The organism is Leptospira wolffii serovar Khorat str. Khorat-H2 (assembly GCF_000306115.2).
Lineage (GTDB): Bacteria > Spirochaetota > Leptospiria > Leptospirales > Leptospiraceae > Leptospira_B > Leptospira_B wolffii.
Map to the genome: position 1 here is coordinate 123,915 of NZ_AKWX02000007.1, position 25,809 is coordinate 149,723.

The 25,809-nt window shown below is 47.4% G+C and carries 18 protein-coding genes; 9 read left to right on the top strand and 9 right to left on the bottom strand.

Annotation, left to right across the window (positions count from 1 at the left end; translation table 11 throughout):
* The first annotated feature begins 136 nt into the window (after window positions 1-136).
* The 3 genes from LEP1GSC061_RS04855 (at window position 137) to LEP1GSC061_RS04865 (ending at window position 3,982) form a co-directional block, all read left to right on the top strand.
* The gene (locus LEP1GSC061_RS04855; RefSeq protein WP_156844498.1) at window positions 137-2,146 is read left to right on the top strand and encodes an NHL repeat-containing protein; all 2,010 of its coding nucleotides are present in this window, start codon (window positions 137-139) and stop codon (window positions 2,144-2,146) included.
* Between the two features lie 178 nt (window positions 2,147-2,324).
* Window positions 2,325-2,642 carry a hypothetical protein gene (locus LEP1GSC061_RS04860; RefSeq protein WP_016545022.1) on the top strand — a complete coding sequence of 106 codons (318 nt, stop codon included), beginning with the start codon at window positions 2,325-2,327 and terminating at the stop codon, window positions 2,640-2,642.
* Between the two features lie 62 nt (window positions 2,643-2,704).
* Complete coding sequence (locus tag LEP1GSC061_RS04865) at window positions 2,705-3,982, top strand: hypothetical protein (protein WP_016544612.1); 1,278 nt, start codon at window positions 2,705-2,707, stop codon at window positions 3,980-3,982.
* A gap of 37 nt (window positions 3,983-4,019) precedes the next feature.
* Here the strand turns inward: LEP1GSC061_RS04865 and LEP1GSC061_RS04870 are convergent, their stop codons facing one another.
* Window positions 4,020-5,546, bottom strand: coding sequence for a methyl-accepting chemotaxis protein (locus LEP1GSC061_RS04870; protein WP_016544424.1), 1,527 nt, complete (start codon window positions 5,544-5,546; stop codon window positions 4,020-4,022).
* Window positions 5,547-5,785: 239 nt separating this feature from the next.
* Window positions 5,786-7,189, bottom strand: a complete 1,404-nt coding sequence (gene mdtD, locus LEP1GSC061_RS04875; protein ID WP_040508069.1) for a multidrug transporter subunit MdtD — start codon at window positions 7,187-7,189, stop codon at window positions 5,786-5,788.
* Window positions 7,190-7,366: 177 nt separating this feature from the next.
* Here mdtD and LEP1GSC061_RS04880 point away from each other — a divergent pair, with 177 nt between their 5' ends.
* From LEP1GSC061_RS04880 to LEP1GSC061_RS04905, 6 genes are all read left to right on the top strand, one after another.
* Window positions 7,367-7,969, top strand: a complete 603-nt coding sequence (locus LEP1GSC061_RS04880) for a hypothetical protein (RefSeq protein ID WP_016544962.1) — start codon at window positions 7,367-7,369, stop codon at window positions 7,967-7,969.
* A 314-nt stretch (window positions 7,970-8,283) separates the two neighbouring features.
* Window positions 8,284-12,771 (top strand): glutamate synthase large subunit, encoded by a 4,488-nt coding sequence (gene gltB, locus LEP1GSC061_RS04885; protein ID WP_016544453.1) that lies wholly within the window; start codon window positions 8,284-8,286, stop codon window positions 12,769-12,771.
* A 225-nt stretch (window positions 12,772-12,996) separates the two neighbouring features.
* Window positions 12,997-14,601, top strand: a complete 1,605-nt coding sequence (locus LEP1GSC061_RS04890; protein ID WP_040508179.1) for an OpgD/OpgG family glucan biosynthesis protein — start codon at window positions 12,997-12,999, stop codon at window positions 14,599-14,601.
* Entirely contained in the window at window positions 14,588-14,998 is a 411-nt protein-coding gene (locus LEP1GSC061_RS04895) for a hypothetical protein (RefSeq protein WP_016544252.1), read from the top strand. The genes LEP1GSC061_RS04890 and LEP1GSC061_RS04895 overlap by 14 nt, the downstream gene beginning before the upstream one ends.
* Window positions 14,995-17,175, top strand: a complete 2,181-nt coding sequence (gene mdoH, locus LEP1GSC061_RS04900; protein ID WP_016544607.1) for a glucans biosynthesis glucosyltransferase MdoH — start codon at window positions 14,995-14,997, stop codon at window positions 17,173-17,175. The genes LEP1GSC061_RS04895 and mdoH overlap by 4 nt, the downstream gene beginning before the upstream one ends.
* Window positions 17,176-17,246: 71 nt before the next feature.
* Complete coding sequence (locus LEP1GSC061_RS04905; RefSeq protein ID WP_016544521.1) at window positions 17,247-18,161, top strand: bifunctional helix-turn-helix transcriptional regulator/GNAT family N-acetyltransferase; 915 nt, start codon at window positions 17,247-17,249, stop codon at window positions 18,159-18,161.
* A 6-nt stretch (window positions 18,162-18,167) separates the two neighbouring features.
* Here LEP1GSC061_RS04905 and cfa read toward each other — a convergent pair whose 3' ends face one another.
* The 7 genes from cfa to LEP1GSC061_RS04940 all read right to left on the bottom strand — a co-directional run bounded on the left by cfa (window position 18,168) and on the right by LEP1GSC061_RS04940 (window position 25,716).
* Complete coding sequence (gene cfa, locus LEP1GSC061_RS04910) at window positions 18,168-19,283, bottom strand: cyclopropane fatty acyl phospholipid synthase (RefSeq protein WP_040508180.1); 1,116 nt, start codon at window positions 19,281-19,283, stop codon at window positions 18,168-18,170.
* 131 nt (window positions 19,284-19,414) lie between these two features.
* Complete coding sequence (locus LEP1GSC061_RS04915) at window positions 19,415-20,530, bottom strand: glycosyltransferase family protein (protein ID WP_016544456.1); 1,116 nt, start codon at window positions 20,528-20,530, stop codon at window positions 19,415-19,417.
* A 3-nt stretch (window positions 20,531-20,533) separates the two neighbouring features.
* Window positions 20,534-21,334, bottom strand: coding sequence for a TrmH family RNA methyltransferase (locus LEP1GSC061_RS04920; protein ID WP_016544551.1), 801 nt, complete (start codon window positions 21,332-21,334; stop codon window positions 20,534-20,536).
* On the bottom strand, window positions 21,331-22,203 hold the full coding sequence (locus LEP1GSC061_RS04925; RefSeq protein ID WP_016544386.1) for a class I SAM-dependent methyltransferase: 873 nt from the start codon (window positions 22,201-22,203) through the stop codon (window positions 21,331-21,333). Before LEP1GSC061_RS04925 ends, LEP1GSC061_RS04920 begins: the two co-directional genes overlap by 4 nt.
* Window positions 22,204-22,254: 51 nt before the next feature.
* The gene (locus tag LEP1GSC061_RS04930) at window positions 22,255-23,529 is read right to left on the bottom strand and encodes a class I SAM-dependent rRNA methyltransferase (protein ID WP_332248697.1); all 1,275 of its coding nucleotides are present in this window, start codon (window positions 23,527-23,529) and stop codon (window positions 22,255-22,257) included.
* A 4-nt stretch (window positions 23,530-23,533) separates the two neighbouring features.
* Window positions 23,534-24,337 carry an Lp29 family lipoprotein gene (locus tag LEP1GSC061_RS04935; protein ID WP_040508071.1) on the bottom strand — a complete coding sequence of 268 codons (804 nt, stop codon included), beginning with the start codon at window positions 24,335-24,337 and terminating at the stop codon, window positions 23,534-23,536.
* Window positions 24,338-24,429: 92 nt separating this feature from the next.
* Window positions 24,430-25,716: a citrate synthase gene (locus LEP1GSC061_RS04940; protein WP_016544902.1), complete on the bottom strand. Its 1,287-nt coding sequence runs from the start codon at window positions 25,714-25,716 to the stop codon at window positions 24,430-24,432.
* Window positions 25,717-25,809 lie beyond the last annotated feature (93 nt).

Sequence of the window (25,809 nt, forward strand, 5' to 3'; positions counted from 1 at the left end):
CACCAAGGAAACGATATGCGAAAGTAATGAATCCGACTAAAGTCATTTAGGGAATGGAATGGGATCCGTTAGAGTTTCGTTATTTATTTTTTTCATATTCTTATCTTTAGCAAATTGCTCCTCGGAGGGAGGAGGGTTGAGTCCCATCGTGGCCCTTTTAGGGGGAGGGGGCACGAATCCCGGAAACCCGGGCTCATCGGGAGCCCCTTCTTGGGTAAAGGCGACGGACGCCGCTTATGCAGATAAGGTCCAATTGGAATGGGAGCCTATCGCGGGAGCGAGCTATCGTATCTTTCGTAGATTGTCCGGGCAGGCCGATTTCCAGCAAATCGGGACTAACGACAATTCCAATTTCACGGATGCGACTTCCGAATCCGGCAAGTCCTATCAATACTCGATCCAATCCGTTTTGGACGACGGAATTTCTTCTTTGAGTTCTTATGATACCGGGTGGCGCGCTTCTTCATCCGGTTGCGCTGCAAAATTGAATCCTTCCGGAATCGTTTCTTCCATGATAGCGAGGTTTAAAGGAGCTTTTAATTCCAATTTGAGTTCCGTCGCGGCCTTCGGGGATTTTTTATACGTAGGAAATGGGAGTAAAATCAATCTATTGAATCGAAACCGGGATTTAGTCGGAGTATGGAACGGAATTGCGTCACTCTCCATTGTTGTGGACGGGGCCGGGAGCGCTTACGCGCTTAATTCTTCTTCCCAGATTTATAAACTTCGTTCCGACTGCGAGGCTACTCTGATTGCGACTCTTCCCGCCGATTCCGTTCCTACGGATCTGGCTATCGATTCCACCGGAAACCTTTATGTAAGCGAATCGAATTTTTCCACCGGAACGGATCGAATTTTTAAATTGAGCTCGAGCGGAACATTGCTCAAGACCTGGGATTTACCGGGAAATCAACAACCTAAGGCGATTTATATTCCTCCTGGGGATACTTCCATTCTAATCGCGGACTCGTCCAATTTCGATTTGGTCCAATACGATATCAATGGGGACCAATTGGATTTCGTAATCTCCAAAAATATCCAGATCGGAACCATCGTGGACATCGCTATGAGCGGAGTTCAAATTCTTGTCGTGACCCATTCTAATACCTTCGGTGCGGATTACGGTCCTAACGTTACCAGATTTCATAGCGGTATCACACAAGGTGCCGCGATCTTCCAATTCAATCCGGACGGTCAAACCACCAATTCGCATCGAGTCAGCGGAATCGCCTTGGATCCGAATACATTAGGTATTCTTGTTACGGATAGTAGCAACGGAACCGTTTATTCCTGTCCCGCGCCTTTGTTTCTAAGTTGCGGAGAAGTGGCTAAATCCTCCTCTCCTATTCGTATGGTAAGAGACGGAGGCGGAAACCTTTACGTATTGCATTCGAATTCCATCTCTAAGCATAATCCGAATGGGGCTCATCTAGCTAGTGTCGCACTGCCCAATTTTTCCGGAACGACGATCTCCGGAAAAGATATGGAGATTGATAAGGATACGTTATACGTTTCCGCAACGAGCGCTTCCGGAGTCGCCGTGCTTTCCAAAATCAAAACGGATCTGGCTTCCTCGCAGACAGGTGCATTTCAGTCCGATGTGGGACTTGGAACCACGAATATAGCCGTATCGAGCGGAACCGTATACAATGATGTTTTAGGATATGGGGATACGGATACGTTCATCTATATAGGTTCCATTCTTCCCGGAGGAGGGGTCGAAAATTATCCCGACTTCACTTTCCGAAAATATTTCCTACTAGATACCTTGGAGTTGGAAACGGACGGGGCGGGGAATCTTTTCTCCTTCTCGGAAGGCTTCAACGAGGATAGCAGTTCCTTTACAGCGGTCGCTAAATTCGATCTGCAAACGACTAGTTGGCTTCCGTTGGCAGACGGTCCTAATTTGCCTCATTTACAAATCGGCACGGATCTGGCGGGCAATTTATATTCCGTGGATATAAATGCCGGGAACACCGGGATGGACCTTGTCCAAAGGGATTCCGGCTTTGCGGAGAAGAAGAGGCTTTCTTTGGGAGCCGGTCTGAATTCAGGAACATTATGTATCGGTAATTCGGATCAGGAAATCTTTTTTGCCAATTCCGACGGTTTGCATAGATTCTCCTTTCCGGTCGCCCTATTCTAAGGGACCGATTTTAGGATATTCGGTCTCATTTCCTTTTTGTATTGGAGCGGTTCTTGTCGGCTGAAAGGAAAATTTCCCAAAGGAAAAAATTTCCTAACTCTCAATTTTAGATCCGGGGGGCCGAGGGCCGATACTTGGGTTATAGGAATCGGGCTTCGATTCCCCCAGAGACGAAGATATGGAATTCTTGGAAAGCAAAAGCCAACTCGAGGACAAATCGTATCGCATCCGTTTAACCGTCGCTATCTATAGAAATAATATCCTTTCCTACAAAAACGATATCGTAGTTCCTTCGGTTTATAATCGCAGAAACGAAGCGAGAGCTCATATACGCAAGGAAGTCTCGGAACGTTTGGCTCATTCTTCTTTTTTTAGATCTCCTCGTCCCGACTACGATTTGGTCCGCTATTCCGAAGAGGCTACCTGTAATACTTTCTTGCGATACAGGATCATCAGCGGAAATCCCAGCGAAGAAAGCCTTTCTCGCCGAGGCTGAGCGGGATTAATTGTCTTGTGTTCCGGTCTACGGTTGGAAAAACTTGACCGCAAATCCGGATTATGGCTGGCCCAGAGAAAAAGGTCATCGAAAGAAACGCTCACGGGGAGAATGTTCTAACTCCCTACGGAGAATTTTTAAGTTATTATCATACTCATATCCAGCTCTTCGGGACTCTGATCTCCGCTAAAAAGATTTCCCCAAAGGACCAAGAGGCTCTTAAGTCCAAAATCCGTTCTTATATTTCCTCGAATATCCAGAAAACGGATCATTTCTTCGATCAGCTCCCCCAATTCGCGCAGTTTCTAGGGATTAGCGCGCAGGAACTCTCTTCCTACATGAATCGGAATTTTCTGGGGGCCTTGAATAAGGTTAAGTCCAAGCTCATCGAGCAGGAATCCGCTCTCGAAAGCACTCCTAGAAAGAAGAAGTTCGCTAAGATCACGGAAGAGATTTTGGACGGCCTTGGTTTCAAGTTCCCGGAAGGCCATAGGTTCGAACAAGAAGAAGGTATCATCTATCTGGTGGAAATCGCCACCGGGAAAAAAAGAGAGGCACAAGGACTTGCGGAGGCCGCAAGAGAAGGGCAACAGGCTGCCGTCGCCGCCAAGCCGGTCGCCGCTCCCGTTAGGAAAGGACCGGAGACTCCGATTCTTTCCGAGATCCTGGCCAAATACGGCGAGTTGTTCTCCGGCAAACCCTTGATCCTTCAAGCGGAAGAATTGGAAGAGGACGATACCCCCGTACAAGTGGGAGATGAGATTCTTTCCGATGTGGACGATCTGCATTTCGACGGGGATTTCGGTTTCGACGATTCTCCTGCTCCTGTAGAACCTCCGGTTAATATTCCATTTTCTAAATATATGGACCAGGTAAATAAGGTCCGCGCCTACCAGAAAGGCGGACAACTGGACGAATACAAACGTTGGGTCGCATCTCTTCCTGTGGAGGAAAACGCGTTAGTCCAACTGCAAGCCTTTCTTCTGAAAGAATCCAAGGGAGAAGTGGTGGAATGGGACGGAGCTCTCGGACAATTGGGTTCCCGAACGGGACTCTCCGAATCCAGACTGAGAAAGGTTTTGGAATTAGGGCGGGATTATTTCAGGATTCGTATCCAGTTGGAAGCTTCCTGGAACAAGGCCAGAACCGCTAGTCCTGCCGTATCCGAATTGGTAAAGAAGGCTTGGCCTCATATTCTTCGCGTAATGGACGAATACCCGGATTTCGTTCTTTTAAAGGGAAAGATGGACCAACTTCTCTCTAGGATACCGGATTCCAGCCAAAGAAAAATTCTTTCGGATTTATTTTTGAATCCGATCCTATCCATTCGTAAAAATTAATATTTAGCGAGGACTCCCGCCGTTCGAGGGGAGATTTCTAATTCAACTCGTTCGCTTCTCGGGTCAACGCCTCTATTTGAACCTGCAATTCTTTCGTGTTTTCCGCAATTTGTAGAATGGAACCGTCTATCACGTGCATTGCATGGGTTACTTCCTGGTTCCTTTCCCTTTGACCCTTGGCTACGTCCTCCAATCTGGAGGAGATTTCCGATAGATTTTTTAAGGCTACAAGCATCCTGGAATTCAGATCGTTCTGCTTTTCGATTTGGGTTTTTAGGCTGAACGCATTCTCGTCTATGCTACCCAATTCGTTGGATTGGAATATCACTTTTTCTGCAACTTCTATGGCGCTGCTATCTCCCGATTGGAGGGCTTTTGCGGAATTTGCAATCGTTTTGGAAATCACCGACGCGTTTTGCGCGGAGCTTTCGGCTAATTTGCTTACTTCTGTCGCCACTACGGAGAAACCTCTTCCGTGTTCTCCCGCTCTGGCGGATTCTATGGAAGCGTTCAGGGCCAGCAGATTGGTTCTATCCGCGATTTCTTTCATGATTGCATTCACTTCCTCCACTTTGCGGAAGGATTGCTTCACATCTTCCAGGGAGAGTTTGAGTTTTTCCACGGACTCGTTGACTTGTTTGGAGTATTCGGAGGATTTTCTGACGCGGCTCGTGATATTCTCCGTATTCAAGGAGGTCTGGTGCAGGATTTTTTCCAAGGAATCGCTTTCGTGATTCAACTCCTCGATCTTTCTATTCTGATCCAACACGAGCGATGTGGAATTTTCTATATTTCTATTGAGTTCCACAAGGGAGGAGCTGATCTCTTGGATGGAGACCGCTTGTGTTTGGACTTGGTGGTTCAATCCTTCTCCGAATTTTTGTAAGGATTCCGCGGAATGCAGAAGTTTCTTAGCTATGGATTCCATTTGCTTTTTTCTGGACTCGGTCAACTCCGCGTTCTTCGCAGCTTCTTTCGCTTTTTCAGCGTCGGCGCTCGTTTCCTTGAGTAGATTTACGATGGATCCCGTGACCATGGATCCTAAAAATAAGAACGCGACTTTGAAGAATTCTGTCTGGATACTTAAGTTAGTGATAACACCGGTCTCCGTATTCTTTCTTACGAAGCCTATGCCCATTTGAGAGGCGAGAACCAAGGCTATCGCGTATACGAATGCGGAATATATTCCGAGAGAAATCGTGATTTTTCTGGAGGCTAAGAATCCGGAATACATCAAGAAAAAGAAAATAGTAATATAATTGATTCCGTTTTTGATCGCTAATGCTCCCACTTCCGGTCCAGAGAATATGCTGGAGACTAACATGAAACCGACCAATGTCGCGTCCGTGAATAGGAAGAATGGAGCGTATTTCTCTCCGATGGAACCCATTTTGAGCAGAATATGCTGTAGGATCGCGAATACGAGAATCATGGCCACGGTTGCGATCGTGATGGAGAAGACGAGAACGGAATAAACTTTGAAAGAGGCAAGGATGGCCAGGAAGAAGAAGGATCCCAGACTGAATCTAATTCTGTTTATCTTATAGGCGCCGCTGTTTTTCATTTTTTCCCTTTCAGTTTCGGGTTCACAAATCGCATTTCAGAGAAAAGGTATTTGCGACCGGTATATTTCCCGTCCCTGATTCCGGGAAAGATTCGTCAGAAAGGGAGCTTCCGGCAAGGATATTTCCTGCGAAAAGGGAATATTTTGGGATTCTTCTCATATCCGAGTAAAGAATAATAAACGAAGAATTAATATTTCAATAATTAGTAATTCCTGTATTTCTGAAGTGCCTTTGCGGATTAGTCCACCAGGGAATCCTTGATGTGGACGATTCTTCCGTCCTCTTTTCTCAATTGCCAGAAGATCATGCTGGAGGAGAGTGTGACGAGTCCCATGCAGGCGAAGGTTCCCTTGAACGCGAGGATCATATTCTCGTTTCCGAATAGATCCGTAAACGCTTCCAGAACTCCGGCGGCTAAAGCTACTCCCATCCCCATCGCTAACATTTGCACCATAGAGAGCATGGTGTTTCCACTGCTCGTGAAATCGTCCTCCAGGTCCTTTAGGGTGAGGGTGTTCATGGCCGTGAATTGCAGGGAATTGACGGCACCGAAGCAGAATAGCTGGACCGAAAGAAACCACCAGTTTCCGGAGGAATCGATCCAGAAAAAACTGCTCATAGAAGTCCCTATTAGGAGCGTATTCAGAACCAGGACGTTTCTATATCCTAATTTATAAATCAATAATGGAGCGAATCGTTTGATCCCTATCCCCGCGATCGCCATGGGAAGTAGCATGAGTCCCGCTCGGAAAGGAGAATAACCCATATTCACCTGTAGGAAAAGAGGAACCAGAAAGGGCATGCTCGAACTTCCTAATCTGGAAAAAAGGTTTCCTAATAATCCGATGCTCAGCGTAGGTACGGAAAATATCTTGGGAGAAAAAAGAGGGCGGGGAGAACGAGCCGCATGGATCCAATATGCCGTAAGACTGGATAGTCCGAAAACGAGTAAGAGCAGCACCCCCGCTCTTTTGAGACCCATGCTATATCCGGCATCCAAGGCCATGGAAAATGCGACCATGCCGAAGGCGAGTAACGCGTATCCGATTGCGTCGAATCGGAAAGCTTCTCTTGGAGAATCGCTTTTCATATATAGAATGGCGGCCAGGATTCCCACCGCCCCCACAGGAAGATTTATTAGAAAAATCCAATGCCAGGAAGCCGATTCGGATAGCCAGCCTCCTAACACCGGGCCGATAAGCGGCCCTATGAGTCCGGGAATGGCCACAAAGCTGATGGCCTGTAGGAACTGATCGTGGGGAACGGATCGAAGTAAGGCCAATCGTCCCACGGGGAGAAGTAGGGCTCCGCCCATCCCTTGGACGATGCGGGACAGAATCAATTGGGTTAGATTCTGAGAGGCTGCGCAAAACAAGGAGCCTATTACGAATAAGGCAAGCGCTCCTATAAAGACCCGCCGGACTCCGAATTTATCCGAGATCCAGGCGGAGGCAGGGATGATCATTGCCATGGTGAGAAGGTAGGCCACTACCACGGATTGCATTTTTAACGGGCTCGTATCCAGGCTCTTGGCAATGGCGGGGAGAGCGGTGTTGACGATCGTGCTATCCAAGGTTTGCATGAAAAAACCGCAAGCCACGAGCCAGAGAAGGGCTTTGGTTCCTTTGGATTCCGTTGTCATAGGTAGTTAGACGGAGGAGACAGGCTTTCTTCTCGGATATACCGAGATCTCGATTCTAATTTTTCACGTTATCGAGTATCACCTCGGCCTCCGTCTTCTAAATTTGCCTAAAATCGAATTTGCCTTTGACTCATTGGAGCAGTACGAATTTCTTATAACCCGTTTTGGGAGGAGCCAATGTTTTCTATCAAGTTTGCGGTTCTTATTCTTTGTTTGGGATTATTCACTTGCAAATCGGTCGGAAAGCCGATTCGAAATCTATTTCGATCCCAGGAATGGAAAGCCGTCGTGAATCCGGACGAAGCCTATATTGTGGGGAACAACGGAGATCAAATCGTCGAGAGGGATCTCAAACAGGCTCTCCATTATAATAAAACGGAAGATCATCCGGAACTTTGCGTGGTGTTTAGCGAAAAGGATAAAAACGTAAAATTCATCTTTTCCGGCACGGATTCCAAGGATTTCAGAGAGAAGCCGTTATTAAAAATCGCAGAATATACGTATTCGGTGAATTTGGGAGGTCGTGAATTCTTCCTGAAAAGATACGTCCATCGGGATAGATTCGATAAGTACGATAAGGGAAGGCCCCAGCTGTTCATAACATCCGATTTGAACGGAATCGATTCGGATGAAGAAGTCATGGAGGCTCTCAACGACGATAAAAGAAAGAAAATCGATACCGATGGATTCCCGTTTGAGACACCGGATATAAGTCGTTGTGCCTGGGAGCTTTATAAAAGGCAGCAATTCCGAGAAGAGTCCAGTCGCTGTTGTCGTTAGCCCTCCGGACCGGAATTCCGAAAGCGATTTAGATTCGGTGGGGGGTTCTTCTCCCAGGTTCCGGTCTTCCGGTTCGTCTTTCTCCGACTTCTTTTCCCTTTGGAGGGAATTATAAGGGAAATCTAGGTCTTCTCCGCCGCCTTACCCCAAAAAGATCGTTTTCAAAGTAAGCACTCGCAAATTTACTGGTCTAAGAATCGGACACGCCGCACAAAAATCCAGCCAAACCGTGCAACAGGGTGGGGCATTCCCCTCTCGTGGACCTAGCTCGCCGTGTCCCGACTCAAACCAACCCTAAAGAGGAACCTTAGCGGATGTTAAAACTCGACGAACAGTTGCGGATCCAAAAGTACTTGGAGGAGAACGGTCTCTATGAGAAGTCCTTCGAGCGCGATAACTGCGGTGTAGGCTTCGTCGCTTCTTTCAAGGGCGAGTCCAGCCATCGTATCGTATCCAAGGGTCTGAAAGCGGTCGCAAGCCTGACCCACCGTGGGGCAGTCGACGCAGATATGCAAACCGGCGACGGAGCCGGGATCATGATCCGTATCCCCAAGAGACTGTTTGCGAAGTACATCGAAGAAATGGGGCACAGACGCCCCGAAGAGGATTCCATCGGAGTAGGGATGGTCTTCCTACCTAGAGAGGACATAGACAAACAGGACGTTTGTCGCAGCCTCATCGAATCCGCACTCATGCAATTCAACTTCAAGCTTTACGCTTGGAGATACGTTCCCGTAAATCCTGAGGTTCTCGGACCTAAGGCGAACTCTTCCCGTCCTCAGATCGAACAGGTGTTGATCGGAAAGCCGGAGGGAATGTCCAACGACGAATTCGAAACCAAATTATTCCTCATCCAAAAGAAAGTCATGAGAGACGCTCTCAAACTTTCTATGAGCGAGGACTTCTATATTTGTTCCTTCTCCTCCGAAAGAATCGTCTTCAAAGGACTATTTAACGGAAATCAGGTCTCTCAATTTTACGAGGATCTGAAAAGCGAGGAGATGGTTTCTCCCTATTGTATCTTCCATCAGAGATATTCCACGAACACATTCCCTAGCTGGGCGTTGGCACAGCCTTTCCGTATCCTTGCGCATAACGGAGAGATCAATACGATCGTAGGGAACAGAATTTGGATGCTCGCGAGAGAAGAGGAACTCGCCTGCGAAAAATGGGGAGAATTCCAAAAAGAAATCCACCCGATTATTCGCCCTCATCTTTCCGACTCCGCAAGTTTGGACAACGCTATGGAGGCGCTGGTACGTTCCGGAAAGGACGTGCTACACGCTAAGGCGATGCTCATTCCGAACGCTTGGAGTAAGAACGTCCAGATGTCGGAAGCTCTTAAGTCTTTTTATGAGTACAATAACACTCTGACCGAGCCATGGGACGGTCCTGCAGCTCTTGCATTCGCGGAAGGCGATTGGGTCGGCGGTAGTTTGGACAGAAACGGACTTCGTCCGGCTCGCTATGTGACCACCGAAGACGGACTCGTGATTATGGGATCAGAGACCGGACTCGTGCATGTGGACGAGGAAGTAATCACTAAGAAAGGACGTCTCGGTCCGGGCGATATGCTCGCGATCAACCTGAAAGAAGGAAAAGTATATTTCAACGAGGATATCAACGGTCTCTTCGAGAAAAAATACGATTATAGAGAATGGTCCAAAGAGAATGTGGAATATCTGGACCAAACCATCGACGAGTCTATCGTGAATACTGTCACGTATTCGGGAGACGAGCTGAGAAGAAGGCAGATTCTATTCGCATATTCTCCTTACAAACAAAAGGCGGTCATCAAGCCTCAGGCTCTTGCCGGTAAGGAAGCGATCGGTTCCATGGGGGACGATACTCCTCTCTCCATCCTGATGCTTTCTAGGATCGGATTATACACTTATTTCCGTCAGAGATTCGCGCAAGTAACCAACCCTCCTATCGACTATTTGAGAGAGAAGGGGGTTACATCGCTTTATACCCGTTTGGTTAAAAAGACCAATCTATTCGCGGACGAGAAGCCACAGAACTGTCTAGTTCTATCCCATCCTTACCTGACCAATTTGGGACTACAAAGGATCCGGGAAAAGGACGGAAAACAGTACAAGATCCTGACTTTGGACGCCACTTTCGAGGCTCACCACGAGGAAGGCGCAGCCAGAAATTATCTGGAACGCGCGTTGGATCAACTTCTCGCGGATGCGATCAAAGCTGCAGAGTCCGGAGTGAATATTCTTATCCTCTCCGACAAGAAACTGAATAAGGAAAGAGCTCCGATTCCTATGGAATTGGCTGTGGCTGCGGTTCATAACCATTTGATCCGCAATAAAAAACGTGCGGCCACTAGTATCCTGGTCGAGACCGGATCCGCATTCGAAATTCATAATGTGGCCGTGTTACTCGGTTACGGAGCTTCCGGAGTCAACAGTTATCTGATCTGGGACACTCTTCACGATCTTTGGCAGAAGGGAGACTTCGATTCGGAAGACGGAACTCGTCCTTCGTTCGCAACTCTTTCCACCAATTACCGCGCGGGAGTGGACGACGGACTTCTGAAGATCATGTCCAAGATGGGAATTTCCATCATGTCTTCCTACGTGGGCGGACAGGTATTCGAGGCAATCGGACTCTCTAGAACTCTGATCTCCAAATACTTCCCGGGAACATATTCCAGGATTTCGGGGATCGGTATCGGCGGTATCGAGCAGAATATTCTTCGAAACCACGACTCCGCATTCAATAAGGAGATCAATCCTGAGGATTTCGTCTCCGAGAAGGACGACCAACCTCATAGATGGTCTCCGAAAGTCGTGAAATTCATCCGTAAAGCCGCGGTGGATAACGACTACGAAGCATTCTTAGAAGCTTCCAAATTGATGGAAGAAAGCGATCCGATCAATATCCGAGATCTTTTCGATTTCGTAGAACGTTCTCCGGTTCCTATCGAAGAAGTGGAAACCGTTTCCGAAATCCAGAAACGTTTCCTCACCCCCGGTATGAGCCATGGAGCTCTTTCCATCGAGGCGCATACGGATCTTGCCATCGCGATGAACCGCTTAGGATCCAAGTCCTCCTCCGGAGAAGGTGGGGAGAATCCATCTCGCTACGTAGTGGACGAGAAAGGAGATCTTGCGAATTCCTCCATCAAGCAGGTGGCGTCCGGAAGATTCGGCGTGACTTCCGAATATCTGAACTCCGCGAAAGAATTGGAGATCAAGATCGCGCAAGGTGCGAAACCGGGAGAAGGCGGACAGCTTCCGGGTAAGAAGAATAACGAGGAGATCTCGACGAATCGCCATACCCCTCAGGGAATCGATTTGATTTCTCCACCTCCTCACCACGATATTTATTCGATCGAGGACCTGTCACAGTTGATCTATGACTTGAAGCAAGTGAACCACACCGCTCAGGTCTCCGTAAAACTGGTCTCCGAGGCGGGAGTGGGAACCATCGCCGCAGGTGTCGCGAAAGCGAATGCGGACGTGATTCTGATTTCCGGGCACGTGGGTGGAACGGGAGCGGCGTCTCTTACTTCCATCAAGCACGCAGGATCTCCTTGGGAACTTGGACTCTCCGAAACGCATCAAGTATTAGTAATGAACGGACTCCGCGACCGCGTGGTTCTTAGAACCGACGGAGGAATCGTTTCCGGTAGGGACGTAATCATCGCTGCCTGCTTAGGCGCCGAAGAATACGGAATCGGAACCGCTTCTCTCGTGGCATTAGGTTGTATCATGGCGAGAAAGTGCCATTTGAACAATTGTCCTACGGGAATCGCAACCCAGGATCCTAAGTTCCGAGCCAAATACAAAGGCTCTCCGGACCAGGTCGCTACACTAATGACTCTTCTTGCAATGGAAGTCAGGGAGTATCTGGCTAAGTTGGGATTCCGTTCCATGGACGAAATTATCGGAAGAACCGATCTTCTGAAACAGATCACTCGTTATGAGCAAGACCGTTTGGATTCCTTGGATTTGAACCCGATTCTGGTTCGTCTTCCTCTTCTCTACGATCCTAAAAAGAAGAAAGACAGATTCGTAAGAAGAGAATCCGTCGGAGAAGTTCTGGACGATCGTATCTTGAAAGATGCGGAGCCTGCATTGGAAGGAAAGACCTCCATGTCTCTTTCTTATTCCGTTAAGAATACGAACAGAACCGTGGGAGCGAAAGTCTCCGGTATCATCGCGCGTAAATACGGATCCAAAGGACTTCCGGGAAAACTGGAAATCATTTTGGAAGGAACCGCTGGACAGTCCTTAGGAGCTTGGCTTGTAAAAGGAGTGCAAATCACTCTGCACGGAGACGCGAACGACTACGTGGGCAAAGGACTCTGCGGAGGAACCATCGTGATCCGCAAACATCGCCGTTCTAAACTGAAAGCGTACGAAAACGTGATCATCGGAAACACCTGTCTCTACGGAGCTACTTCCGGAAAACTTTTCAGCTCTGGCAGAGCGGGAGAGAGATTCGGGGTCAGAAACTCCGGAGCAGACGCGGTAGTCGGAGGAGCGGGAGACCACTTCTTGGAATACATGACTAGCGGAACCATCGTATGTCTGGGCAGCGTAGGAAAGAATATGGGTGCCGGTATGACCGGAGGAAAGGCTTACTTCTTCCAAAAGGATTGGGAGCTGGAGCCTCTGATCAACAAGGAATACGTGAAAATCGTGGATCTTGAAAACGAAGATTACGATATCATAAAGTCTTTGATCAACGAGCACACGAAACTGACCGGGTCCGAATTGTCCGAAGAACTACTTAAGAATTGGGACGATTCCAAGAAGTATTTCGTGAAGGTGACTCCTAAATAAGCCGCTTTCGCGACTCTGCGTAACAGATCCAGGGGCAAGGGTTGGTATTCCGAGGATTCGGAGTGCAAAACACCTTGCCCTCTTTCTTTTTAGCCGGTATATTGGTCCTAACGCTTGTTCTCCGGTCTTTTCGAATCTAGATCGGAGGAACCATTTCGATTCGAAATGGGTCTCACTAAGCCTTCGCCTCTTCGGACGTGGGCGCCTCGAGGAAAGGAAGAACCTGTGTTACGAGTTCATATCGTTTTGGCATTTGTGGCGACCGCCTTATTATTCGCGGTGGCCGATAGACAGCAAAGGAGAGATAGGGAGGAAACCGATTTCTCCTCTTCTCCCTTCTTAAGCGTCATGGAAGGGGAAAAGGACGGGCGTGTACCTCCTCCTACTTTTAAATTCTCCTTCAACGATCTAAAAGTCAAAGCCAGAAATCTTTCCAAGCAGCGTTATTCTCCTCCCAAACTTTCCACGACGGATTTTCTGAAAGGCCTTCCCTGGAACCAGTACAAGAATATTTCCTTTCGAGCGGAGAAATCCATCTGGAAGAAGGAAGGAAATCCTTTCCAGCTACAGTTCCTACATCCCGGGCATCTCTACAATACCAACGTACGAGTGTATGAAGTCAGGGGGGATTACGCCAGGGAGATCGTTTACGATCCTAACGCATTCGATCTCTCCAAACTGAAGGGTGTGGGAGAGTTGCCTCCCGACCTGGGATATTCCGGTTTTAAGGTTCATTTTCCCATTAACACTCAGGAGCATACGGACGAATTCGCGGTGTTCCAGGGTGCGAGCTATTATAGGATCATTTCCAAGAAACAATGGTACGGTCTTTCCGCCAGGGGAATCGCGGTCAATACGGGCATGCCGTATCCCGAGGATTTTCCAGCATTTAGGGAATTCTATGTGGTAAAGCCGGATAAGACGGATTCTTCCATTACCGTTTATGCGTTGTTAGACGGTAGGACCGCTACCGGCGCTTACGAATTCCAGATCACTCCCGGGAAGGTTTCCGCGGTAAGAGTAAGCGCGGAAGTGACCCTGAGAACCAAGGTGGATCGCCTGGGACTCGCTCCTTTGACTAGCATGTACTGGTACAGCGAAACTCGAGGGATTCCGAAAGGCCAGGCATATCCGGAATCTCACGACTCCGACGGGCTTTTGATCCATACGGGAAAAGGGGAATGGGTATGGAGGCCCTTGGATAATCCTAAGAAAAGCACGGTATATTCTTTCCCGGACGAAAATCCAAAGGGCTTCGGGCTGATACAAAGGGATCGAGACTTTCATAATTACCAAGATATAGAAATGAAATACCAGCTTCGCCCGAGTGCCTGGGTGGAACCCGAAACGTCCTGGGGAAAAGGAAGCGTCCAATTATTGGAGAACCCGACAGTCCGAGACTCCGACGATAATATGGGAGCCTTCTGGGTTCCGGATCCATTACCCCAGCCCGGAACTCCATTCGAATTTTCTTATACGGTTCGTTGGCCGGACGCCGATCCCCTTCCTGATTCCATAGCGAAGGTGGTCGCAACTCGTATCGGGGACGCACAGGGAGATCCGGACCTAAAGATGTTCTACGTGGATTTTAAGAGTTCCTCCTTAAGCTCCTTGGATCCCTTCGCTTATATTCAGGCTAGGATAGAGACTGGAGAAAACGCGGAGCTTTCCGAATACTCCGTTCAGAAGATAGAGGAATCCGGGGTTTGGAGATTGACCTTCGGAGTGTATCTAAAAAATCGCTACCGCCCCTCGGAGCTTAGGGCGGCCCTGAACCGGAACCAAGAGATCATTTCCGAAACCTGGAATTTCACACTTGAGCCGAACTAAAAAGAAGATCGAGGAAAGTCCCGAATCCCCGTCTCCCAAAGGGGAGGATATCTCCAAAGAATGGGATCGGCTGGAAATCTATCTGCGAGGAATGGGCGTCTCCAGTAGTTTAGAAATTAATAATGTATTGTCCGGCGTTTTCGATAAGGCGGAAAAATCGGAAGAACCTTTATTCGAGGTTTTTAAACGTGAGGCCGGCGCGAAATTATCCAAGGATTGGGAGACGAATCTTCCTCCTATGGAGCCCGGTTCCATGGTTCCGCGTCCCATCGATTTCGGACCTCTCGCGGATTTGGCCTCTCCTTCCGCGGAGAAGCCGGAGCCTGTAGCTCTAATCCTCACGGCACTGTTCTGGGCTTCCGTATATATTTCTTTGGCGGTCTGGTATTTCTCGTGAGATCCGACGCATTTTCTCCTACCTTGCCCGGTTCCGAGGCGATACTGAAAGAAGCCTTCGATTCTCGCAAGTTCACTTACCGAAGACTCGGTTTCGTAGGTCTCTTGGGACTGATTTCCCTGTTCGGAATTTATTTAGAATATCGTTTTTTACTCATAAATGGGATCTCTCCCCTGGAGTGGGCGACTCTATTGCTATTCTCCCTACTATTTCCTTTATTGGCCTTCGGCGCCACGACGGCCATATTCGGAGTCGCGCAAAGAATAAGAGGAGGAGATCCCACGAGGATTTCCAGGTTGATAAGAGAGCAGGAGACGGAGCCGAAGAATCTTCCTCCTACTGCAGTCGTCGTTCCGATCCACTGCGAGGACGTAGCCCGCGTTTCCGCCGGCTTGGAAGCCATGATGAAATCGGCGGATTCCGTGGGACTAGGAAAGAATTTGGACTTCTTCCTTCTTTCGGATACAACCGATCCGGATATATGGGTGCAGGAGGAAAAAGCTTTTTCCAGACTATCCACAAAACCGGAAACCAAGGGAAGGGTATATTATAGAAAACGTAGGATCAATCTGAACAAGAAATCGGGCAATATCGCCGATTTCTGTAGGAGATGGGGAAGAAGATACAGATACATGATCGTTCTGGACGCCGACAGTCTTTTGACCGGAGAATGTATGCTGAATCTGATCAAACTTATGGAAGCGGTGCCTAACGCGGGGATCATACAAACCGTTCCCAGGCTCGTGAGAGGAAAGAGCCTATTCCAGAGATTGGCACAATTCGGAACCTGGATGGGAAATCCCATTTTCGGCGCGGGATCTTATTATTGGCAGGTATTCTCCGGACCTTTCTGGGGGCATAACGCGATCGTGAGATTGCAACCGTTTATGGAACATTGCGGTCTACCCGGTTTGCCGGGAGAAGGAGCCATAGGAGGAAAAATTCTTTCCCACGATACCATAGAGGCCGCCTTAATCCGTAAGGCGGGTTATACGGTATGGTTCGCCTACGATCTGGAAGGTTCCTACGAGGAATGTCCCCCCAATCTACTGGAAAGCCTGAAGAGGGACAATCGTTGGTGCCAGGGAAATCTACAGCATTTCTGGTTCTTATTCGTAGGAGGACTTAGGATCTCCAGCCGCATCCATATTCTTCTCGGAATATTATCCTACGCCAGTTCTCCTTTGTGGGCGCTGATGCTTCTTGCCACAAGTTTTACCGTGATGGCGGATACGGATTATTTCAGATTAGCATCCGTTCCGGAAGAATGGGCCAAGTTTCAGGAAGGTCTTTACCTTCCTATATTCTACGGCCTCCAAATCTACACCATTCTGATACTCTTTCTTCCCAGAATATTATCTTTTTTTGATGGTCTGTTGTTTAGGAGGAAGGAAAGCGGTATCGGGTTCTTTAGGTATACTCTATCCTTCCTGGCCGAATTCTTCCAGTCCGTAATTTTGGCTCCGGCGTATATGGTGCAGTACAGCCGGTTTCTATGGATGACATTCTGGAATCGTAAAATAGAATGGGGAGCGCAGAATCGTGACGCCGAGAGCGGAATCGATAGGATGAGTGCTGCGAGAGCGCTTTTGCCTCAGGCGTTTTACGGTACCGGTATCTCCGTTTGGTTATTCGTATATTATCCCGTTTTATTCTATTGGCTTCTTCCTATCACCTTGGGATGGTTGCTTTCCTATTTTTGGTCGATATGGACCGCTTCTTCGGAGCAAGGAAATATTTGGAAGAAGGCGGGGCTCCTTCTGGTTCCGGAAGAAACGATGCGTAATCCGATACTAACGGATACCGAGGTCCTGGAGAAAGAATACTCCGCGTTTTTGGGAGATATGGGAGAGGGGAAAGGAATTTTTCTATCCATCGCGGATCCTTTATTACACAGATTTCATACTTCTCGTTTGAGAGCTAGAAAGAAGGAATCCCAAGCCAGGATCAAGTATATGGACGGACTAATCGATTCTTGGAAAGAAAACGGTCCGCAGTCCTTGGATCGAAAGGAGTTGTTAAGACTTCTCTGGGATAAGAGAAGTCTGATCGATCTGCATAATTGGTTCTGGGAGGCGGATTTGGACGGCACCCATCCTTGGTGGAAGGATATGTTTCTGGAATACCAAACGAATATCCGAACGGAACAAATCAGCAGTTGGTTCACAAAAGGGTAAATTTCTATTTTGCCGAGATTTGCCGGTCTTATTTAGTTGCCTAAGTCAACTAAATAGTGTAATATTTTGGCATGTCCGAAAAATCCAAACAGGTCTACATAAACGGAATCCGCGAGTTCAACCGTTATTATACGAACGTTCTCGGTCTTTTGGATAAGAAGTTTCTCGATAGTGACTACTCTATTACGGAGGCCAGATTATTATTCGAGATAGGAAATTCTTCGGGAATCACTGCTAGCGATTTAGCGAAGTTATTGAATATAGATAAAGGGTATTTGAGTAGGATACTGCATCAGTTCGAGAAAAAAGGATTCATAGTTAGAAGCAAGAATTCCCAGGACACTCGGATTCTGAATTTAAAATTGAGTCCCAAAGGAAATCGCGTCTTTAAAGAATTGAATATCGCCTCCAATAAGAGAGTGGGCGGGCTTATAGAGAACTTCTCCCCGGAGGAAGGAACGGAGTTACTTTCGTCAATGTCGAGCATTCGAAGAACTTTGGAACGGAGAGAGAAGAAATTCCTCGTCCGAGAAAGAAAGCCGGGTGATCTAGGATTTATCGTGTATAGGCATGCGGTTCTTTATGAGAGAGAATACGGATTCAATTCTTCTTTTGAAGAATACGTAATACTCGGGATGGCGGATTATTTAAAAAGTGATTCCGGCCACGGTAAGGTCTGGGTGGCCGAGTCCGAAGGAAAGATAATCGGAGCCGTTGCGATCGTAGATTCGGGGGATAGGAATTCTCAGCTACGCTGGTTTTATACGGAACCGAGCCATAGAAATCTAGGAATCGGACGTAAATTATTGGATAAAGCGATCGAATACGGTCGTAAACGATTCTCAAAGATATCTCTCTGGACATTAAGCAATTTGCCCGCCGCTCGGAATTTATACAAACGGAGCGGCTTCGTGCTTGTTGAGTCCAAGCCGAATCGGCAATGGAAAGCAGGCTTAACGGAGGAGAGGTGGGAACTTATTTTTTAAGAGTTTCTAACGCACCGCTTCGTAAACTTCTTCTTTTCCTCCCTTGGAAAATACGAATTGCCATAGCTGGATTTTACGCGAACGAAAAGCACCTGCGCAACTGAGCAGATAGAATTTCCACATTCGATGGAATCTTTCTCCATATTTTTTCTGGATATTCTCCCAACCCGCCTCGAAATTCCTATACCAAGCCATTAAGGTCTTATCGTAATCGGGACCGAAATTATGTAAGTCCTCCAAAACGAAAAGACTCTCCGCGGACTTGGTGATCTGTGCTGCGGAAGGCAGATGAGAATTCGGAAATATGTATTTTTCGATCCAAGGGTCCGTAAAGGTACTGGATTCGTTCGAGCCTATCGTATGGATTAGGACCAGACCTTTTCCTTCGATACATCGATCGATGATGTTCATATAGGTTTTGTAATTCTTATACCCGACATGCTCCATTTGTCCGACCGAGACGACTGCGTCGAATCGTTCGTTCACGTCTCTGTAATCGGAAAAGCGATATTCTATATTCAAGCCCTTGGATTTTTCCCGAGCGAGTTCCAATTGTTCCTTAGATACGCTGATGCCGGTCACTTCCGCACCGTAATTTTTGACTGCGTATCTTGCTAAACCGCCCCAACCGCAACCTATGTCCAATATTCTCATGCCTGGCTGCAATTTCAGCTTTCTGCATATGAGATCCAATTTTTTTTCCTGAGCTGTATCCAGGTCTTCGGCTTCCTTCCAATAAGCACAGGAATAGATCATTTCTTTGTCCAACATGATTTCGAATAGATCGTTGCCTAAATCGTAATGCTTTTCTCCCACTACGAAGGCCCTTTTTTTGGATTGTCGATTTAGAATCAAAGCCTGCAGGTAAAGAGAAATATTGCCCCATACTCTCGCGGCGTTTTGTATACCGTTTCCGAGCAGTCTATACACTGTCTCGTCGAAATGTTCGCACTCGAACCATCCGTCCATATAGGCTTCGCCTAAACCTAAAGAGCCGTCGCTGAGAATCTTACCGTATAGTCTATCGTCTTTTACTTGGATATCCCAATCGGAGTTTCCTCCGAAGCTGACTCCAGCTTTCTCGAATAAGCTTTCCACCTTATCGCGAATCTTATCCCTCATACATTCCTCCCGAGATCCAACGATCGAACTCGAAGAAAATACAGGATTTTCAAGGATCTGGAAAGTAAAATCCGGATGTAGGAAGAAGAAAACGACGGTTAGGCGGAATCCTTTCGGTATCCGCAACGGCTTTAGGAGAAAATAGACTCCAGTCTTGTCAGGATATCCATAACCCCATCCCTAGATAAACGATCGTCCGTTTGGGGAAGTTTATCTAGAGCGGTTCTCGACGCTTTCTCCCATTTAAATGCGTATAACTCATCTTGGGAAAGATAACAAGATCTGAATTTACTCCTCAATTCTCCTACAAGATATTCGTATTCGGGGAAATTTCCTCTGTCTGTGTAAAGAATAGGAGTTCCAGCGTAATAGGCTTCGCTTAGGATCCCGTATCCCGGCTTTGTTAAGACATAATCACAGGCCCGGAGTAGGTCCGGATAATGGCAGTTGCCTACATTCAGGATTCCTAAAGAATATTCCGAAGGAACTTTCCATTCCAGACCTCCGACTACGATTCTCTTTCCTTGAGGATTCCAGGATTTCCAATCGAATCCGGAAGAATCGATACCGTAGGCCCCGAAGGAGAATAGATAGTATTCTACTCCGTCTTCCATTCCGAAATAACGGCGAGCCTCGTCTTTGGAAAGATTCGGTCTTCTTCCTATGAGACCGATATCCTTCGTATTCGGAATCGATGTGACCGGGCAGGAGAGAGGAAGAATGAAACCGAAATCGCAAAGAGAATATTCCTTTTTCATCTCCGTTTCGAAGGTTTGGAATATATCGTTTTCATAATGAGAATAGATAAAATCCCAAGTGAAGCTCCCCAAGAAGAAAGAAGGGATCTTGAATCGATCCGAAAGGACGAAGGGTAAGGACCCGGAATCGGAGAATAAAAGATTCGGTAGGTTCTTTCGGATTTCCTCTTTTTCCGTTTCCAAGAATCGATCCCTGTTGTTTCGAAAGGTCTTGATGGATAGAGCTGTGGCTTCCAAATCCATTCCCAGGGAATCCTTTTGCACGATTCCCACATCGGGAGAACCTTTTCTAAATTTAACCCGATCTTTGATCTTTCCCCAGACGGAATTCGGATCCAAGGTACGGGTAAATTCTTCGGCGCGTTCCGAAACGATAGTCGCCGACCAATCCTCTTTTTTTGCAAGAATGCGGGAGACGGTTTCCATGGACCGACTTACATGCCCGAATCCGTGGCCGCTGATATAAAAGAGCAGATTTACCCGGGACATTTCTTAACGATTTTGTCTGAGGACTTCGTACATTAGGATACCGGCGGACATCGCCAGATTCAGGCTGTCCGCGACCCCTTTCATAGGCAAGGAAACGTATTCGTCGCTTTGGGTTCGGACGAAATGGCTAAGGCCGTACTGCTCGCTTCCGAACACTAAGGCGGTCTTTCCCTTTAGGTTTCCGTCCCAATACAAGGATTTAGCTTCGGGAGTCACCGCTACCGTTCTGTATCCTTGGTTCTTGAATAGAGGATATAATTCCTGAATTTCTCCCTGGTAAACGTTCAATGTGAATAAGGTTCCGGTGGAAGAGCGTATAACGTTAGGGTTCAGCAGATCCAATCTAGGGTCTGCGACGAATACGTTATGAAAGCCCGCTCCTTCGGCGGTGCGGAGGATGGTACCAAGATTTCCGGGTTTCTCGACTCCTTCTATCACGAGAAGGGGAGCTCCGTTCAGCTTCAGATTGACAGGTACCTGAAAGTCGGGAAATTTAGCGGTTGCAATAAGGCCGTCCGGTCGATCCCTGTAAGAGATTTTTTCGAAAATCGATTTAGGAACCCGGATGATTTTTGCGTTTAAGGATCTGACGAGTTCGTCCTCGTTTTCCCCCAGATAGCAGTCGGGGGAAGTAAGAACGAATTCGAATCGAATTCTATCCGAGGCCTTGGCTCTTGAAATTTCGCGGTAGCCTTCTATGAAGAAGTTTCCGGATTTCTCCCGGTTCTTCTTTTCCTTTAGGCCGGAGATATACTTCAGCTTCTCGTTGGAAAAACTGGTAATTTCCAGAATCTCGTTCTTCAAAGTTGTAACCTATCGGAATAAAAAATACAGTTGGAACCTGCGGGATGAATTCTCCCGGAAGACTCGGGGATCGTCAATTCTTCCGTCAGATATTTTCCGGACGTCTTGATCCTTCCTTCCAAAATTCTTCGGAGTGCGAGAGGGCTGAAGCCCGCCGAATGGCAGGTGAGAAATACGAATTCTGGTTTGGAATCGCATAGCTTCATGAGTAGATCCATCATTTCCGGGAGGTCTTTTTCTATTTTAAAGACTTCTCCGCTGGCTCCCCGCCCGAATGTGGGAGGATCCAGAATAAATCCCGCATAACGTTTGTTTCTTCGAATCTCACGATTCAGGAATTTTAATACGTCTTCCACGATCCAGCGAACTTTTTTGTCGGCGAGCCCGGAAACTTGCGCGTTCTCTCTGGCCCATTCTACCATTCCTTTGGAAGCGTCCAAATGACAGGCATCCATTCCTCCGGCTAATACGGATAAGGTGGAAAGTCCGGAATATGCGAAAAGATTCAACACTTCTCCTTGTCCGGCTAATTGGGAGGATACGTTTCTGATTCTCTCCCAGTTAGCTAATTGCTCCGCGAAAATACCCAGGTGCCCGAAAGGAGTGAAACGGATCTTGACAGTGAGAGACGCCACTTGGATGAGAAACTCGTCTTCCGGATCGGGTCTAGACGGTCCTTTCCAACTCCAATTTCCACCGCCTTTATCGCTGCGATGGTATTCTCCGTCGGGATCCTTCCATAAGGAAGCTTGGGTGGGAGGCCAGGCGGCTACAGGAGAAGGGCGGACGATTTTATAGGGACCGACCTGTTCCAATTTTTTGAAATTTCCGGAGTCGATGAGTTGGTATGTATTTTTGGTTGAGTTCATTCTAAGCGCCGAAGCTCGGATGTTTCCGTCCGATATCAATCTCCGAGGAGATTATTTTGCAGGACTTTCTATTTTCCTTATATTATGGTAGATATGGACTTTAAAGTATTTTCCTTCCGGGAATTCCTTTCTGACGGGATGGTCCGGTTCCGGATCCAAACGCTTCCATTCTCCTAAATTCCATCCTTGGGCCCTTAGGGTTTCTCGGCCAATCTTTTCAAATTCGGACTCTCGGATTCTTCCGGAGCAGGAGAGAAGAATAAGATCTCCTCCCGGTTCCAAATGCTCCAAGGCTTTCGAAATCAGGCTTCGATAGGCCTTTTTCGCGGAAGGGAGGGACGCTTGATTCGGGGCCAGATTGGGAGGATCCAAAACTATACACCCGTATTTTCCGCTTTCTAAAAATTCCCAGTCACGGAATAGGTCGGCTCTTACCAGATGATGTTTGCCTAAGACTTGGATCTTATTCTTCTCATCGAACGAGGCGGGTGATTCCGATAAGAAGGAAGCGAATTCTTCCAGAGCTTCCTTACCTCCATCCACGGATGTGACCGATTTTGCTTTCGAATATTCCAGGCAAACGGAAGTCAGGCCGGTATGGGAGAATAAGTGCAGGCATTCCCGATTTTCAAATAATTTAGGATTTTCTAAAATATACCTTCTTAGATTTCTAACGTCCAAGAAGAATCCTCCTTTCTGTCCGGGGAGTCTCGTTTTCCATTCCAAACCGAGTAACCGTATTTTTTCGAAGTAAGGGAGTTCTCTTTTTCCTCTTAAAAAACGGGTGGGAGACGCTTCCTCCTTGCCTCTTCTTTCCGGCGAAAGACTAAGAATATGTTTCGGGACCGGCTCTCCCGCGGAAGGAGCGATTTTATATGCGATTCCCTGGACCAAGCGGGAGAAGGCTTTCAAGGATCGGGAATAAGTTTGCACCACCCAGGTATCTCCGTAGCGATCCAAGGTGATTCCCGGAAGAAAATCGTTTTCTCCGTGAAGAATTCTATACGCATTCGTTTCGGATCTAAGCGGTTTACGAAGTTCTAATGCTTTTCGGACGGTCTCTTCCAATCTTTCCAAGGAAAAGAATTCTCCGATTTGGACGATTCTGATTCCTATCGGACCGGAGGAGGAAAAAATTCCGAAGCCTAAAGTCTCGTTTTTTCCGGATACGAGACGCATCCAATCTCCATCTCGGAAAGCGGAGACGGCTGTGGAAAGATTGCCGGTCAGAATCCAAGGATGGCCGGATTTCAGAACCGCTTCGGAGGTCTTATTGAGTTGGTATCTTCGGAAGCGGTCCCGTTTTTTCAGAGAAGTAGCTCTTATTAGTTTATCTGGTTAGAAATTGGAGAGGATCTGGACCGCTCGTTTTCTGGCCTTTTTCGTAGGCCTCTAAAGTAGGCACTAAAGCGGCACCTAGATCGTTTGCATCCGGGGTATATATCTTTTCGTAGTTGGGTGGTAGATTATAACTGCGCTCTCCCCACCAGGTAAAAATTCGATTAACCTTATAGTCTGCCGAAAAGAATCGCACTAAATTTAGCTTATTGTCATAAACTACGAAGTGATTCAAATAGAATTCGTCTTCCCACAGCGGAATCGTCGAAAGGGTAGCAGCCGCAGGGAACATAGTGAGCAATTTAAGCATCGAAACGAATTTAGCCGAGGATGTTTGCATTTTGTGGCCTTCGATCGGGGTCGGTAATTGGGCTACAATATAATAATCCACATTTCGACGTCTCAGGGTATAAGCGTCCTGGCCATTGGATCCCTTGTGTATCTCGAAAATTTTCTCCAATTCCGTTTTGGCGCTATCCTTATAAATCCCGAACGAAGCTACAAATTTCTTAATATTCTCCGGAGGGACAGACGTATCGGTTCCTGTAGAAGGGATGGTGTCGATTCTCTTCCCATAAGAAAATAAAGAACTCAGATCGGAGGAATAGACGAGCCCCCTCGAGAAAGTGGAACCCTTGGCCTCGGAATAAATGATATGTTCTCGGATCGGATAAAAAGCTATAAGCGCTATTTTTTTACCGGTAGGTGAGGCTGAGTTCGGATAGGTGTTTTCACGCGGAAAATGCGTTATGCACGCGTTTAGCAATAGTGCAAAGAATACTAGGATTTTTTTCATGTAAGATCTTGCTTTTGTAAGCGGGGCGTTTGCGACGGAAAGGAACCCCGATCCCGGTATTAACAACCTGAGATCGGGTCGGAAATGTTACGTTACTTTTTCTTGGCGTCGTCGTAAGATGTGTCGGTGGCTCCGGTATAGATCTGACGAGGTCTTCCGATTTTCATATCGGTCGATTCGATCATTTCTTTCCATTGAGCGATCCATCCCGGCAGACGTCCCATTGCGAACATCACGGTGAACATGTTTACCGGAATTCCTAAGGCACGATAGATGATACCGCTATAGAAGTCCACGTTAGGATACAGCTTTCTTTCCACGAAGTAAGGATCTTTGAGAGCGGCTTCTTCCAATTCTTTGGCGATATCGAGAAGAGGATCCTTGACTCCTAGTCTGGAAAGGACCGCATCGCAAGCCTTCTTAATGATCTTAGCGCGAGGATCGAAATTCTTATAAACCCTGTGTCCGAATCCGGAAAGACGGAAAGCGTCGTTTTTGTCTTTTGCCTTTTCCACGATTTTTTTGACAGGAAGACCGGAAGCTTGGATTTCCAAAAGCATTTCCAATACTTCTTGGTTGGCTCCTCCGTGACGAGGCCCCCAAAGAGCGCAGATACCTGCCGAGATCGCTCCGTATAAGTTCGCGAGAGAGGAACCCACCAGACGAACCGTGGAGGTGGAACAGTTTTGTTCGTGATCCGCATGTAGGATCAAGAGTAGGTTGAGCGCCTTCACGATTTCAGGGTCGATATAATAATCTTCGCTAGGAACGGAGAACATCATGTTCAGGAAGTTGCCGCAATAATCCAGATGGTTGAGCGGATGAATCGTAGGTTGTCCCAGGGATTTCTTATAAGCGAAAGCCGCAATAGTGGGGAATTTGGCCAATAGACGAATCAAGGAAATCTGTCTATGTTCCGGATTTTCGGGATCGTAAGAATCCTGGTAATAAGTGGAAAGGGAACCGATCATGGTGGACATGATCGCCATGGGGTGACCGTCTTTAGGGAATCCGTTATAAAGACGTTTCAGATCCTCGTGGATGAGGGTATGCATGGTCAGTTCTTTGTCCCAATCCTTGAGCTCGGTCTCGGAAGGAAGATGACCGTAGATCAAAAGGTAGGCGACCTCGGTGAAGGTGGCTTTTTCGGCTAATTGTTCGATCGGAATTCCACGGTATCTTAAGATTCCAAGCTCTCCGTCTAGAAAGGTAATCGCGCTCGTGCAGGCTCCGGTATTCAGATATCCGTTGTCGAGGGTGATATATCCTGTCTGTTGTCTGAGTTTGGAAATGTCGATGGCCTTTTCGTTTTCGGAACCGACGATGATGGGGAGTTCGTATTCTTTACCGTCGATTTTTAAGATTGCGGTGTTTGCCATTTCCTTCTCCTAAAGGTTGAATTTTAAAGATTTATAGGACGGGTCTTTTCTCGACCCGAAGACTAAGATCGTTCGGGTTCGGGAAGTTTCGCT